This window comes from Flavobacterium sp. HSC-32F16, assembly GCF_024171645.1.
In the GTDB taxonomy this organism is placed as follows: domain Bacteria; phylum Bacteroidota; class Bacteroidia; order Flavobacteriales; family Flavobacteriaceae; genus Flavobacterium.
Map to the genome: position 1 here is coordinate 88,064 of NZ_JALKAC010000009.1, position 14,488 is coordinate 102,551.

A 14,488-nucleotide genomic window follows, 5' to 3' on the forward strand; every position below is an offset into this window, starting at 1 on the left:
GAGTTATTGCGATGAATAACTCCTAATTGTAATTTAATTATGCTCTTTCAATAACAATTGCAGATGCGCCGCCGCCGCCGTTGCAAATTGCTGCAGCTCCGGTTTTAGCATTGTTTTGCTCTAAAACGTTTAGTAAAGTTACAATAATACGAGCTCCGGAACAACCTAGAGGATGTCCTAATGAAACTGCACCGCCATTTACGTTTACTTTATTGTTATCAAGGTTTAATATTTTTGAATTGGCTAAACCAACAACAGAAAAGGCTTCGTTGAATTCAAAATAATCAACATCTCCAATGGCAACTCCTGCTTTGTTTAATGCTTTTGGTAATGCCTTAGCCGGACTTGTAGTAAACCATTTTGGTTCTTGTGCGGCATCGGCATAGCCTTTTATGTAGGCTAGGGGTTTTATTCCTAATTCGTTTGCTTTTTCTTCAGACATTAAAATTAAAGCAGCAGCACCGTCATTAATTGTAGAGGCATTTGCAGCAGTAACTGTTCCGTCTTTTGTAAAAACAGCGGTTAACGAAGGAATTTTATCTAGTTTTACATTGGTATATTCTTCGTCTTTTGAGAATATAATAGGTTCACCGCGTCTTTGTGGTACTTCAACAGGAACGACTTCATTATCAAATTTTCCGGCATCCCAGGCTTTTGCGCTTCTTTCATATGACTGAATAGCGAAATTATCCTGTTCCTCACGGCTGATGTTGTATTCAGTTGCACATAAATCAGCGCAAACTCCCATTGCGTTATTATCGTAAGCATCTGTCAAACCATCTTTTTGCATTCCGTCAAGCATTGTTGCCGGACCAAATTTATTTCCGTTGCGCATTTGCACGTAATGTGGAATTAAGCTCATGCTTTCCATTCCGCCGGCAACTACGATTTCGGCATCTCCGCATGCGATTGCCTGCGCGCCAAACATTACGGCTTTCATTCCAGAGGCACAGACTTTGTTTACTGTTGTGGCAGCAACTTCTTCTGATAATCCTGCAAAAAGCGCAGCCTGACGAGCCGGAGCTTGTCCAACACCTGCCTGGATTACGTTCCCCATGAAAACTTCATCAACTAATTTTGGGTCAAGGTTAATTTTAGAAAGGGCTCCTTTTATAGCGGCAGCGCCTAATTTTGGTGCGGGTACGGTAGATAACCCTCCCATGAAACTTCCGATAGGTGTTCTAACGGCAGAAACAATCACAACTCTTTTGTTCATTTTCTGTTAATATTAGTTATCTAGCAAATTTACTGTTTATTTGAATAAATTCAAATTTTGTATCAAATAGGGTAATTTTAAATTCAAGATGAAATTTTTGTTAATTCTATTTGTTTGATTGTGAAGTGTTTTGAAAAAAAGATTAAAAAAACTTAAAAAAAAGCGTGAAAATAGTTGTGAGATATGGAATGTTGTCTTACATTTGCAACCGCAAAACAGAACACGTTTCTTGAGCTTGGAGAGGTGCCAGAGCGGTAATGGAGCAGATTGCTAATCTGTCGACGGGTAACCGTCGCCAGGGTTCGAGTCCCTGTCTCTCCGCTTAAATTTTGCCTCGGGGTGTAGCGTAGCCCGGTTATCGCGCCTGCTTTGGGAGCAGGAGGCCGCAGGTTCGAATCCTGCCACCCCGACTTTTTTTTAAGAGTTTTTAATTAAAAAAAATCTTATTTTGGTTCCATAGCTCAGCTGGATAGAGCAACGCACTTCTAATGCGTAGGTCGAAGGTTCGAATCCTTCTGGGATCACTTAATGAGACAACTAGTTAATAGTTGTCTCATTTTTTTTATACGAATATGTAGGTTTTTCAAGTCTTTACAGCGTAATATTTTACGGTTCGAATTTTTCACAAGGAATTCTTAGTCTGTTTGAAATAAACAGTCTAAAAGTGGCTTTATTAGAGATTTAATCGAAGCTGAACTATGATTCGAAATCCCGTTAAGGATATAGAGTTTTTTTCTCTTTTGGTTTTTCGTAATTTTTTGACACTAAATATAGTAATTCCAAAATAATTTTTGCCTCCTTCTCATCTATCTGAATGCCGTTCTTGGAAAGAATAATAACGGCTTTTTCTACTGAAACATTCTTCTCAATGAAATTCATTTTTTCTACTTTTTTGGGTTACTTTTTTTTGATAAAATTTTTAAAAGCGCCTGATTTAAATCTAAAGATAGGTCACCTGTTTTAAAATTAATGTCGGTTGGTGGAATAAGATTTACCAAATGTCTTTTATCTGAGGTCTCAAATTCAGAAAAACTCTTAAAAATTTCAACTAATGCTTTTTCTTCGATTTGATTTTTTCTATCAATAGCTTTTAATTTAACAGCAATATCATGTGCTTCCTTTTTAAGATTTTTGGTACTGACCTGAGTCTCTTTTTTTAATTCATTGTAATCATCAATTTTTAATATTCCGGCTATAAATAGTTTTCTGCCTTGAGAAAGGGTTATACCCTCTTCTTTTATTTTCCTCGCTAATACTTTTTGGGTGTATAAATAACTTGCTTTTTGTGTGTTTATATTCTGCTCTTCTAAAATTTTTTTAAATAATTCAATCGCATTATTTGAGAGTATTAATTGTTGGAGTTTATTTTGATAACAATCATTGAGAAAGAATGCACTTATCCTTGTCCTACAGCCATTATGACAATGATAATATGGATAATTTTTTGATCTTCCTTTTGAGATACTTCCGCTAAGTTTTCGATTACAGATAGGACATGTTAAAAAACCTCTGAGAAAAAATGTTGATTGCAAATCATCTCTTTTAGCAGTAGTTTTTCTTTTAGTATTAATAACAGACTGAACCTGATTAAACAAAGTTTCAGATATCAATGGTTCGTGTAATCTTTTTACCACTTGCTCTTCGCTAGATTCAAGTTTGACCGGTATAAGTCCGCAATAAACTGGATTGTGCAAAATCCTGAAAAAGTGTGATCTTGAACAAATTAATCTTTTATTATTAGCTGTTTTTATGATTTCAGTTATTCTATGATCATTCTTTGCAACTTGATAAAAAGCCCATTTTATGATTTCAGCTTCAGGCTCTTTGGGAGCTATACCTTTTTTACCATCCATTGATGTTAAATTGATAAAACCTAATGGTGCCTTGTTAGGATATCTTCCCATCAACTTCGCTCGTCGAATGCCGTTTGAAGTGTTTTGAGCTCTCCGAGTATTTTCTGCTTCCGGAACAGCTAAATATACCGCCAGCATAACTGTACTTTCCGGCACGGAGAAATCAATTGGCTGGTCAATAGCTTTTGCTATTGTTTTATATTTCCGAAGCTTTCCAATCATTTCGTAAGCATATTCAATATTGCGGCTGAATCGATCCCATTTGATAAATAATATGTTTTTACCTTCTCCTGATGATTTCTTTTTAATTTCTGAAAATAATCGGTTCCATTCTGGTCTATTGAAATTCTTTGCGGAGAAATCTTCACGATAAATTCCTTTGACTTCTATATCGTAGAATTTGCAATACTTCAATAATCTTTCTTCCTGCTCAGGCAAGGAATAACCTTTTCTTTTTTGTTCGTCAGTACTTACTCTGACATATAAATAAGCATTTTCCATAGCAATAATATATAGAGATTTCTTGATTTGTTTTTAGCAGGGACATGTGTAGACATCTCAATTAGTTACATAAATTTACAAAAACAGTAATTTTTGGATAAATCAACACAGAAATATTAGTGACATTAATTATAAATAAACAGGTATAAATACGTGGTTGTTAATTTTTGCGAATAGATATATTTGAAGGACAAATATGGTTTTCCGTAAAATTGACCCATGAAAAAGAATAATATTTGTTGGAAATCTTGAAAACAGAAAGTAAATGATTTATTTTCTGTTTCACAATATTCAAAGACTGAATCTAATATTTGAAAATATTTAATGACAATTGATGAAATTTATAAAAACGAAAACTTAAGTGTTCGTTCTTATCACGCCTGTAAATATAGTGGACTTGAAACGCTTGAAGATATAATTAAATTCTATCAAGAAAATTGCTCTTTCGATAAACTCAGAAATTGTGGTAAGAAATCAAATGAAGAGTTAATAGAATTATACAATAAATATAAAAATACTGATTTTGGTTTTGATGATATTTATCCGACCAAAATTGAAAACAAATTAAAAATAATTATTTCTGAATTGTCTAGAAATCAAAGAGAAGTAATAAATAGTTTTATCCAAATAAACACAAATAGTCTTTCAATTAGAAGTAAAAATGCAATCAAAATATTTCTGGAGGATAATTTTAAGATTAAAAATTTTGCAGATAGAATATTATTTTCAGATGGTTTTGATATTAAAAAAATAAGAAATGTAGGTGCTCGTTCGGTCTCTGAATTAGAAGCATATATTAGCATTATTCAAGATTTTATTGTTGAAGTAAGTAAAAATGAAGATGCTAAATATATAATATCACTAAAAAATAAATTTTTAATTCAGAAAACGTTTCGTTTACCTTTTATACCTTACGAAATATTGGAATCAGAATCAATTTTTCAATTGATTAATTTTCTAATAAATCAAAATGCCTTATATGATGTAAATCAAACAAAAATCTTTAGAAAAGCTTTTAAAATTTATCGCCACGCTTCAAAACTTTCTCTTGATGGCATAGCCCAAGAAGTAAATTTGACCAGAGAAAGAGTTAGACAAGTTAGAAAAATTATTTTGGAAGAGTTATTTAATAAACTACTTTTTATTCGAAACTTTAATGATAATTTACTTCAAAAATATAATATTGATAATATTCAATATTACTTAGAGATAGACGATACTCGAGTGGAATCCATTAACATTCAAAATAAAACAAACTTCACTAAAGAATTTATAACATATATAATATATTCCTATTGGTCTTACGAATATGAACTTATTGGAAATTTCGAAGATGTTTTACAGCCAAAATTTTTTACTGCTAGAAATAGACATAACTGGAATAATTTCTATTTAATTAAAAAAGAACTTGCAATAGAATTTGATTTTGTTTTATTCGCAAATGATATAAATCGGAGATTAAGTGATCGTATTGAAGAAACTTATAGTTTTAGTTTTAAAAGTTATTTATCTAATTTTTTAATTAATAATAATTTAGAAACTCTCAACTCAATTATAAGTATTGCAGAAAAGGTGGTAAATCAAGAATTCGAGATCTATATTGATTTAGAAGATAATTTAATTTTTGAAAGAAATTCTTCAAAATCAGGCTTTGAATACTCCTATGAAGCGTTACAACAACTAGGTAAACCATCGAAAGTAAACGAGATTACTCAAAAAATTATGGAATTGCACCCTCATTATGAGACTGATGATGCTAAAGTTCGAGCTACTCTGAAAAGAATAAATGGTTTTGTACCAATCGGAAGAAACAGCGTTTTTGGGCTAAAAAAGTGGGAAGAAGAACTTGAAGGGTTTAAAGGTGGTACAATAAGAGAGATTACAGAAGATTTTTTGCACAATGCTTATAAACCTAAACATATTTCAGAAATAGCAGAGTATGTTATAAAATTTAGACCTGAAACATACGAAAGGAGTATTTTAGATAATCTAAAAGCTGATGAGTCTGGACTATTTGTTTTTTATAAAGATTCAACAGTTGGGCTTTCTTATAAAAAATATGATACAGATATATTTATTCCATTATCATCATTTAACAAATCTGTTTTAAAAACATGGGAGGAAAGCTTTGAGCTTTTAGCAGAATTTATTGAAAAGGAGAATCGTCTTCCATATTCAAGTGGATGTCCAGAAGAAGAAATACAATTATATAGGTGGTACAATGTTCAGAGAAGTAAAATCGATAAAGGTAAACTTGAAAGTAAAAAAGAAAACTTTATAACCTCACTTATAAACCAATTAGATACTTCAAATAAAAGAAGAAGATTAAGCACATCTTATAAATACAAAGAACTGATAGAATTTATTTCTAATAAAAAACGCTTGCCTTCAGCAAATAAGCCAGGAGAAGAAAAATTATATGTTTTTTTCTATAAACAAAGGAAGTTATTTGAAGCTAAAGAAATGAATGAAAAAGAAGAATTAAATTTTATAGAAATCGCAAAAAAAATACAAACTTTTTAATATGAAAATCAAAGAAGCTAAAATATTGCAAGAAACAAGACTAAAAGAAATTTGTCTGTCGAAAGATATAAATTATGATTCTCTAAAATCTTTACTTGAATCTGTAAAAACAAAAAAACTTTTGAAAAGAAATAATTATCATCAACCAAAAATTAATGATATAATCGAAAAAGCAACAAAATGAAGTTTTCAAATATAGAAATAAAAAATTTTAGACAATATTATAATTCGGTTAATATTGATCTAACTACTAGTTCTGATAAGAATATTATTATTATAGGTGGTAGAAATGGATATGGCAAAACCAATTTTCTTTTAGCTATTGTTTGGTGTCTTTATGGTGATAAAATTTCCCAAATAGATGAGAATTTCAAAAAAGAAATACAAAAAGAAAAAAATTATTCATCTTTTATGCAACAATCTCTTAATTGGTCTGCAAAAAGAGAAAACAAAACTAATTTTTCTGTAAATATTATTATTACAGAAATTGAATTACCTGAACTAAAAACATTGTCTTTAAATTCGGAAAGTATAATTATAACAAGAACTTTTGATGTGGCTTCAATGAGTGAAACTTTGTCGATTGTTGATTCTATTTCTAATATTGAAATCTTTAATGAAGAAAATGATAAAATTAATTTTATCAATGATTATATCATTCCAATTGACGCTGCAAAATTTGTATTTTTTGATGCTGAAAAGATTGGTGAGATTGCAAATTTATCTATAAAAGAAGAGGGTAGTTTTATTAATGACGCATTAGGAAAAATATTAGGATTAGACACTTATGAAACACTTATAGAAGATATTGATTTTTATATTAATAATCTTAAAAAAGAAGGTGCAACAAAAAATTTGCAAGAATTAATTGCTAATAAAGAAAATGAAATTAAAATTTCAGAAATTGATATTGAAAAATTTGAAGAAGAAAATGCTGAAAGATTGAAAGAAATTGACGGACTTAAAAAAAACATCCGAGAATACGACAATTTAATATCTAAACATAGTAAGCAAGGAAATTCAATGTTTGACAGAGAAACTGTTGTAATTGAAATTGAGAAACTTAAAGTTAAAGAGAATGAATTGAATGAAAGATTTAATGAGCTAAGTGAAATTATTCCACTAGCGATGCTCTCTGGAAAATTAGAAGAAGTAAAAGAACATCTTGAAATTCAGGAAAAAAATGAAGTTTCCCAAAGCTTTTTAAAAGAAAATTCAGAAAAAATAGAAAGTTTTATTGAATTACTTTTTAACAAGCCTCCCGAACCAGAAAACTCAACAATGTCTTTAAAAGACAAAATCTTTTATTATCAAAAAGCTCAGTCATTAGGTTCTGAATTGTTTAAAGAAAATGGTGATTATGTAGAATTAGAATTTGATCACGATTTGAATAACTCGGAAAAAAGATTAGTTGTTGATGCAATCAATGTTATAAATACTCAATCAAAAGATTTATTTGCAACTACAATTGATGAATTCAACGAAACAAAAATTAAACTTTCTGATTTAAATAAAACGCTTAATAAAGTAGATGCTGATTTAGAAGATGAATTAATTTTAGATTATTCTTCAAAAAAAGAGACTGCCGATTATAACATAACTGAAAAAAACAGGAATATTGGTGAAAATCTTCAGCAAATTACAAAACTTAAAAACGATATTGTTAGGCTTAATCAACAATTAGTTGCACTTGTTAAAAAAGTAGATATAAATGAACAAAATAAACTAAAAATTAAGAAAAGTAACGAATATATTGAAGTTTTAAATTTGTTTCTAGACGAACAAAAAAATAAGCATAAAGAAAGTTTAGAAAAAACAATTCTGGTTGAATTGAAAACTTTAATGCATAAACTAAATAGTGAAGAGAATCATAGTAAATTTATTGAAGATGTCAAAGTAACAATTCTAGCATCTGGTCAAGGCATGAAAATAACTCTTATAGACCAAGATGATAATGAAATTCGAAAAGAGACCTTGTCATCTGGTGAAAAACAGATTTATATTTCTTGTTTAATAAAAGCTATTTTAAAAGAATCAATTCAAAGCTTACCTATATTTATTGATACACCACTTGGAAGACTCGATGAAGAACATAGAGATAGTATTATTAAAAAATATTATCCTACTCTTTCAGAACAAGTTGTCTTATTTTCAACTAATAGTGAGATTACACCAAAAAGATTTAAAGATATTTCAGAGAATGTTTCAAAATCATATTTATTGGTAAATGATGGAGCCAATACAAATTTAAAAAACGGATATTTCCATAGTTATGAGAATTAAAATTAGCAAAGAAAACGATGAGTTGTTATACAAGTTAAAAACTTTATACAATTTCAAAAATGAAGGTATTGTTCCTCGAATAGCATTCTCATATAGTTTGCTCTCAGGTAAGATTTTTGATATTGAAAACGAAGAAATACCTAGCTCAGATGGTAAAGAATTTCGTGATGATAAAGCTTTATTTGGAACTATTATTGGAGATAGCTCTAATACAATAATTTTTAAGTCTATTTTAGATCAGCATTATAATAAAAATACTTTTGAAGAAGAATTTGCAAAGTTGTTTAAGCTTCATTTAAATCACGGTCTAAACATTTGGAATGACCAGATTGATATAGGGAACATCTCAAAAGGGGATCACATAGACATTTTATTAAAAGCCATTAATAAGGGTTTATTAATGAGAAGTACGAATGTACACATTGTTAACCAAAATGAGTCTCAAATTAATGTTTTAAAAATTAATACTTCAAGTAAGCCTATTGAACTTTGTTTAGGAACTGATCTAGATGGCAATTCTATTAAAATAAAAATTAATGATGAAACAGAATATACAAGTAGACATTTTGGTATAGCAGGTACAACAGGTTCTGGAAAAACACAATTTGTATTTGATTTGATTTATCAAATTTCTAAACAAACAGATTATGAATTAAAATATACTTTTTTCGATTTTAAAGGTACTGATACGAAAGAAAAACTGGATTCTTTTTTAGCTTCAACAAAGGCAACTTTTATTAATATCAATCATCAAAATGGTTTTCCTTTCAGTCCTTTGAAAAATTACGATTTAAGTAATCAAAATTATATAGAATCATTTGCGAGTGATTTGAGAACTTTTTTTAAAAGTATTGGACAGGTTCAATCTGCAAGTTTAGTCAGAGAAATTAAAGATTATTATTTTGAAAATAAAAAAGCACCAACATTAGATGAATTATTAGAAACGATTCTAGAAAAAAATAAAGGTAAATTTGACACAACAACAAGTGTAATACAACAATTGATAAATTCAGGAATATATAATGAGTCAGATACTTATTCAATCTTTAATCAAAGTACATACATTTCTATGCCTTCCGAAGTTACAAAAGAAATTAAACAATTTGTAACATTCAATCTTTTAAAATATATGTATGATAGTATTAAAAAATCGGGTGATACTATTGTTACCAATAATATTAAAGAGTTGAAACATGTTATTATTATTGATGAAGCTCAAAACTTTTTGCAACATAAAAATGCAAGACCTGTAATTGAATCAATGCTAAGAGAGCTAAGATCAATGGGGATAATTATAATTTTAATTGCTCAAGAGACTCAAGATTTTATATATAATGATTTTAATTTTATGTCTCAAATACAGTTTCCAATTTGTGCAAATGTTAATGATAAATCTTCTAAAAGAATAATACCATTTCTTGGAAGCGTAAATAGCGAAGTGAAATTAAATTCTCAATTATCTATGCTGGATTCTGGTAGGGGATTAATTAATATGGGAGAACCAAAACTTATTGAATTAAAGCAATGGTGGAAGACTAAAAGAGAAGAAAACATATAAAGAATTACTCGAGGACAAATTTAGAACGGTTTAATTTTACAGTTTAAGGATGCTGCAATGACAGATTTTATTTTGCAGTTAGTTTTTTTTTAAGTCTAATTATATATCATAAAGTGTAAAAAGAATTTGATTACAAATTAAGGGGAGTGAGAAATTATGGAATATAAAAAGTGGTTAACATATTGGAAAAAAAGTTTATCTGATTCCTTGAAAGCAGATATAAATATTGATAAACTTCAACATTTTGAAATTGATAGTTTTGAAATTGACATTCAGCAAATAGAAGATTTGATAAGCGTAAATAACTTGATAGATTTTGAAGAAGCAAGTATAAATAAAAAAAAAGGAGTTTTAAGTAAAGAAAGTGAGAATTGGGTTGCTTTAGATGAAGTCCAAGTATTGATTTCTCCAATAAAAATAAGGCCTACAACGGAAAATCTTGTTTTCTTAAAAGACAAACAGCCTAAGTTTCCGTTTTGGTATTTTGCTAAACTAGATAGAAAAGGAAGGCTACAAGTTCCTGAAGAATATTTTCCAGTTTTCCAAAGAAAGTATTTAGAGCCTTTAGCTGATGAAAGAACTGAATTTGTATTTGGTACAGTTGAAGATATTGATAATGCAACTGCTGTAGGTCGGGAAGAATATGTGAATTATAAGCAATATATAGATTACGTAAAAAATGTTTTTGCCTTAGCCATAAATCAGAACATTGAGAATTATCAAACAGAGGGTTATGAAACTTTAAAAAATGCGATTGTTTTATTGCCAGATGAAGATATAAATGCCGCTATTGGTATAATTCATTTGTATGAGAAGATATTAAAAGAAGACAACATTCCTGAATTACTAAAGACTTTTATAACGCTAAATAATCCTAAAGAAAACAATCCATTAAATGTATCTGAATTCATCGATTCAAATTTCCTGCATACTGGACAAATGGGATTTGATTTCCCAATCTCAATATCCCAGCGTAAAAGTTTAAATACCTTTTTAAATACAAATGACAAAGTTTTTGCAGTTAATGGACCTCCGGGAACAGGAAAAACGACTTTGTTGCAAAGTATAGTTGCTAACAAATTTGTAGAAAGTGCCATTGTTGGGAATCAACCTTCTATAATTCTTGCTTGTTCAACGAATAATCAAGCAGTAACAAATATAATAGATAGTTTTTCACAATCAAATACAAAGCCAGGTAATTTAGAAGGCAGATGGTTACCAGAAATTGAAGGATATGCAACTTATTTACCAGCTAATGGAAAAACAGAAGCAGAACTAAAAGGAATAAACTACAAGAAGCAAAATGGTGAAGGCTTGTTTAATAGAGTTGAAAATCATTCGTACTTAAAAATAGCAAAACCTTATTTTACCGAAAACTGTTCAAAATATTTAGAAGATAAGATTTTAAATATTAATGATGGTATAAAAAAAATCCAAAAGGAAATTTTAAATATCCAGACAATATTAAATGAAGCATCTAAAAAATGGAAAGATTACTTACAAAATGAAGAACTATTTTCAAATGGTTATTTAAATAATATCAGCATTCGTAAGACATATTATTCTGAAAACATTTTAAACGAAATGCAGTTTCAATCTGATATTGAGATTTTAAATAAATTAGAAGAAAAAATTATTTCATACTTTAATAATGAATCTTTCTTTAGAAAGCTATTTTGCTATTTTGGGTTGAAATCAGCTTTAGCGAATAGAGTATCTGAAGTTAGAATTTTATTGAGAGATTCATTAATAAGTGAAACCAAAGAATTTGTTTATACAAAAAGTGCAATACTTGAAAAGATTAACAATAAAATAACAACCGCAAAAAGGATTATTGAGTCTATTAATAATTGGAAAGAATGGAAAATTTCTAATTCAATTATTGGAAATCCACCTAAAACAGAAGAAGAATACTGGGAATTTGAGTATTTGAAAATTAAAAATGGTACCAAACCAAATTGTTTTTATGATGAGCTAGATGTTTCTCTTCGTCACAAAGCATTTCAACTTGCTTTGCACTACTGGGAAGGAAGATGGCTATTGAAATTAGAATCTGATTTGAATGATGAAAGTTTCGATAGAAAAGGATTTGATGCAATCATAAATAGATGGCAGCGACAAGCAATGTTAACGCCTTGTTTTGTAAGCACATTTTACATGGCCCCTAAATTTTTTAGTTTTTTCAGGTTTTTCAAAAAAGGTGAAGATGGTAAAAATATTTTTGACACTCCACCACTTTATAGTTTTATAGATTTATTGATTGTTGATGAAGCAGGTCAGGTTGCTCCTGAGGTTGGAGTTGCAACATTCTCTCTGGCTAAGCAGGCAGTAATTGTAGGTGATGTTAAACAAATTGAGCCTGTTTGGAATATTACCAATAAAATTGATATTGGTAATTTAAAAAAATGCAACATCATTAAAAGTTATGATGATCCTATTTATGAAAAAGAGTTTGATCCTAAAGGTTTTCTTGCTTCAACTGGAAGTATAATGAAAATGGCTCAAAATTCGAGTAATATTCGAGAGCTTGACGCAAAGGAAAAAGGTGTTACTTTGGTTGAGCATCGACGCTGTTTTGATGAGATTATTAATTATTGCAATGTTTTAGCATACCATGGAAAGCTAGTACCACTTAAAGGACCAGCAAAAAGTGATTTATTATTCCCTCCAATGTATTGCGTTCATGTTGAAGGAAATTCGACGGTAAAAAATTCAAGTCGTTACAATGAGAATGAAGTAAAGGCAATAGTTAATTGGTTAGTTCAGAATAAAACGAGAATAGAGGAGAGATATGGAAAAGTTGAAGATTCTATTGGTATTATTACTCCTTTTGTTGGTCAAAAAAACAGTTTGAGATACGCATTAAAAAATGCAGGATTTAATGTTGATAAATTAAAATTAGGAACCGTTCATGCACTTCAAGGAGCTGAAAGATCCATAATTTTGTTCTCAATGGTTTATGGAAAAGGCGATTCAGGTACAATGTTTTTTGATAGAGACAATAAGCCGAATATGTTAAATGTAGCAGTTTCAAGAGCTAAAGATAATTTTATTGTTTTTGCAAATACAGAAATATTAGATAAAAAGAGCAAGACTCCATCTGGTATTCTCTCAAACCATTTAATTTACGAAACAAAAAAGTAATCTCTCATACAACATCAAAATCTATGATTATAAATTAAGATTACTTCTTAAAGCAAAATATCATCAAACGATTCAGCTAAAAGTTTCAAATCTTCAAGTAAAAGGTTCGTATTCACTCCTTCTGCGTTCACAAAAAAGCCACTCAATTGAGTGGCTTTTTTGTTTTATATCACTTTTAAGATAATAAAATCTATTATCTTTATTAATTTCTAATAATGTTTGCACATGATTTTTTATAACGAGCATTATAATTCAATAATTATGGCAAAATTGGAAGTCTTAAATTCTTAATCCTTTAGTAAAGTTATAAAACAGGTATATATACTTAATTATTTTTAATTCGTTAATGATATTTTTGATATAATTTTTATGATTATGGTTTTCCGTAATGATTACAAAATATAAAGCTTAATATTTACACTTTATAAATAATCTTATAGTCAAAATTATTTTTTATAATTATAATAAAATCAATTCATTATGATAAATGTTGATCAGGAATTATTAAAAGTGTATACTGTAAAATCCCAAACAGATAAAGCTATTAGTTCTCTAAAAGGATTTTTATTGGGTATTAAATTAGATGACGAAATTAATATCCAAGAAATAAAAGAACTTCAAAAATGGGTTATTGCTCATAGAGAGTTAATGAATCGTAATCCTTTGAACGAATTCATGATTATTATTGAAGATGCTATATCCAATAAAATTCCAGCAAAAGAAACAATTGATGATTTATATTGGTTATGTCAGAAATACGAAAACGGTAATTACTACTATAATGCGGTAACTTCAGATCTTCAGATTTTGCAAGGTATTTGTCACGGTATTTTAGCAGATGGGATTATTACTGATAAAGAAATTTATGATCTTCAAAAATGGCTGGATGACAATGAACATTTAAATACGTATTATCCTTATGATGAAATAAGAAGTTTAGTTCTTTCTATTTTATCTGATAATAAAATTGAAGAAGAAGAAAGAGTAGTTTTGATGGCTTTTTTTAAGCAATTTGTACAAATTCATGATGATGAAATAAGACAGAAGATTCAAAATGAAACAATTGATGTAAATATTTCAGGTCTTTGTACGAGTGAACCTGAGGTGGTTTTTGAAGGTAAAACTTTTTGCATTACAGGAGTTTTACAAAGAGGAAATAGAGAGAATCTTCACAGAGATATTATTAAACTTGGAGGTATACCAACAGACAGCCTTACTAAAAAGACTGATTATTTAATTGTTGGTGATAATGGTAATCCAGCTTGGGCTTTTTCATGTTACGGAAGAAAAGTTGAAAAAGCTATTAATTTAAGAAAAGAAGGATATTTTATTATGCTTATACATGAATTTGATTTTTCTGATCTTATAGACGATTTATTATAATAAATCCGATTTAGAGCATAGTATTAA

At 29.1% G+C, this 14,488-nt stretch carries 9 protein-coding genes and 3 tRNA genes; 9 read left to right on the forward strand and 3 right to left on the reverse strand.

The features are described 5' to 3' along the window. Positions 1–37 precede the first annotated feature (37 nt). Entirely contained in the window at positions 38–1,216 is a 1,179-nt protein-coding gene (locus L1276_RS20515) for an acetyl-CoA C-acyltransferase (RefSeq protein WP_253791141.1), read from the reverse strand. A 237-nt stretch (positions 1,217–1,453) separates the two neighbouring features. On the opposite strand from L1276_RS20515, the gene L1276_RS20520 reads away from it, so the two are divergent. The 3 genes from L1276_RS20520 to L1276_RS20530 all read left to right on the forward strand — a co-directional run bounded on the left by L1276_RS20520 (position 1,454) and on the right by L1276_RS20530 (position 1,740). Then, positions 1,454–1,537 (forward strand) — tRNA-Ser (locus L1276_RS20520). A gap of 14 nt (positions 1,538–1,551) precedes the next feature. Then, positions 1,552–1,626, forward strand: a tRNA-Pro gene (locus tag L1276_RS20525). Positions 1,627–1,666: 40 nt separating this feature from the next. Beyond that, positions 1,667–1,740: transfer RNA gene (locus L1276_RS20530), tRNA-Arg, on the forward strand. A gap of 190 nt (positions 1,741–1,930) precedes the next feature. Here L1276_RS20530 and L1276_RS20535 read toward each other — a convergent pair. Both L1276_RS20535 and L1276_RS20540 read right to left on the reverse strand, forming a co-directional pair. Continuing rightward, positions 1,931–2,095 carry a PTS sugar transporter subunit IIBC gene (locus L1276_RS20535; RefSeq protein WP_253791143.1) on the reverse strand — a complete coding sequence of 55 codons (165 nt, stop codon included), beginning with the start codon at positions 2,093–2,095 and terminating at the stop codon, positions 1,931–1,933. 5 nt (positions 2,096–2,100) lie between these two features. Then, positions 2,101–3,570, reverse strand: a complete 1,470-nt coding sequence (locus L1276_RS20540; RefSeq protein WP_253791145.1) for a recombinase family protein — start codon at positions 3,568–3,570, stop codon at positions 2,101–2,103. Between the two features lie 324 nt (positions 3,571–3,894). Here L1276_RS20540 and L1276_RS20545 point away from each other — a divergent pair, with 324 nt between their 5' ends. The 6 genes from L1276_RS20545 to L1276_RS20570 all read left to right on the forward strand — a co-directional run bounded on the left by L1276_RS20545 (position 3,895) and on the right by L1276_RS20570 (position 14,461). Next, positions 3,895–6,093, forward strand: coding sequence for a DNA-directed RNA polymerase subunit alpha C-terminal domain-containing protein (locus L1276_RS20545; protein WP_253791148.1), 2,199 nt, complete (start codon positions 3,895–3,897; stop codon positions 6,091–6,093). Between the two features lies 1 nt (position 6,094). Next, a complete protein-coding gene (locus L1276_RS20550; protein WP_253791150.1) occupies positions 6,095–6,277 on the forward strand; it encodes a DNA modification system-associated small protein in 183 nt (60 codons plus the stop codon). Continuing rightward, positions 6,274–8,376: a DNA sulfur modification protein DndD gene (dndD, locus tag L1276_RS20555; protein WP_253791152.1), complete on the forward strand. Its 2,103-nt coding sequence runs from the start codon at positions 6,274–6,276 to the stop codon at positions 8,374–8,376. The genes L1276_RS20550 and dndD overlap by 4 nt, the downstream gene beginning before the upstream one ends. Next, positions 8,366–9,934: a DndE family protein gene (locus tag L1276_RS20560; RefSeq protein ID WP_253791154.1), complete on the forward strand. Its 1,569-nt coding sequence runs from the start codon at positions 8,366–8,368 to the stop codon at positions 9,932–9,934. Before dndD ends, L1276_RS20560 begins: the two co-directional genes overlap by 11 nt. 156 nt (positions 9,935–10,090) lie before the next feature. Next, positions 10,091–13,078 (forward strand): AAA domain-containing protein, encoded by a 2,988-nt coding sequence (locus L1276_RS20565; RefSeq protein ID WP_253791156.1) that lies wholly within the window; start codon positions 10,091–10,093, stop codon positions 13,076–13,078. Positions 13,079–13,558: 480 nt separating this feature from the next. Beyond that, on the forward strand, positions 13,559–14,461 hold the full coding sequence (locus L1276_RS20570) for a BRCT domain-containing protein (RefSeq protein WP_253791159.1): 903 nt from the start codon (positions 13,559–13,561) through the stop codon (positions 14,459–14,461). Positions 14,462–14,488 lie beyond the last annotated feature (27 nt).

Bases quoted from the DNA above. Each gene is read 5' to 3' on its own strand.
- L1276_RS20515 (WP_253791141.1), bottom strand. From the start codon at position 1,216: ATGAACAAAAGAGTTGTGATTGTTTCTGCCGTTAGAACACCTATCGGA.
- L1276_RS20535 (WP_253791143.1), bottom strand. From the start codon at position 2,095: ATGAATTTCATTGAGAAGAATGTTTCAGTAGAAAAAGCCGTTATTATT.
- L1276_RS20540 (WP_253791145.1), bottom strand. From the start codon at position 3,570: ATGGAAAATGCTTATTTATATGTCAGAGTAAGTACTGACGAACAAAAA.
- L1276_RS20545 (WP_253791148.1), top strand. From the start codon at position 3,895: ATGACAATTGATGAAATTTATAAAAACGAAAACTTAAGTGTTCGTTCT.
- L1276_RS20550 (WP_253791150.1), top strand. From the start codon at position 6,095: ATGAAAATCAAAGAAGCTAAAATATTGCAAGAAACAAGACTAAAAGAA.
- dndD (WP_253791152.1), top strand. From the start codon at position 6,274: ATGAAGTTTTCAAATATAGAAATAAAAAATTTTAGACAATATTATAAT.
- L1276_RS20560 (WP_253791154.1), top strand. From the start codon at position 8,366: ATGAGAATTAAAATTAGCAAAGAAAACGATGAGTTGTTATACAAGTTA.
- L1276_RS20565 (WP_253791156.1), top strand. From the start codon at position 10,091: ATGGAATATAAAAAGTGGTTAACATATTGGAAAAAAAGTTTATCTGAT.
- L1276_RS20570 (WP_253791159.1), top strand. From the start codon at position 13,559: ATGATAAATGTTGATCAGGAATTATTAAAAGTGTATACTGTAAAATCC.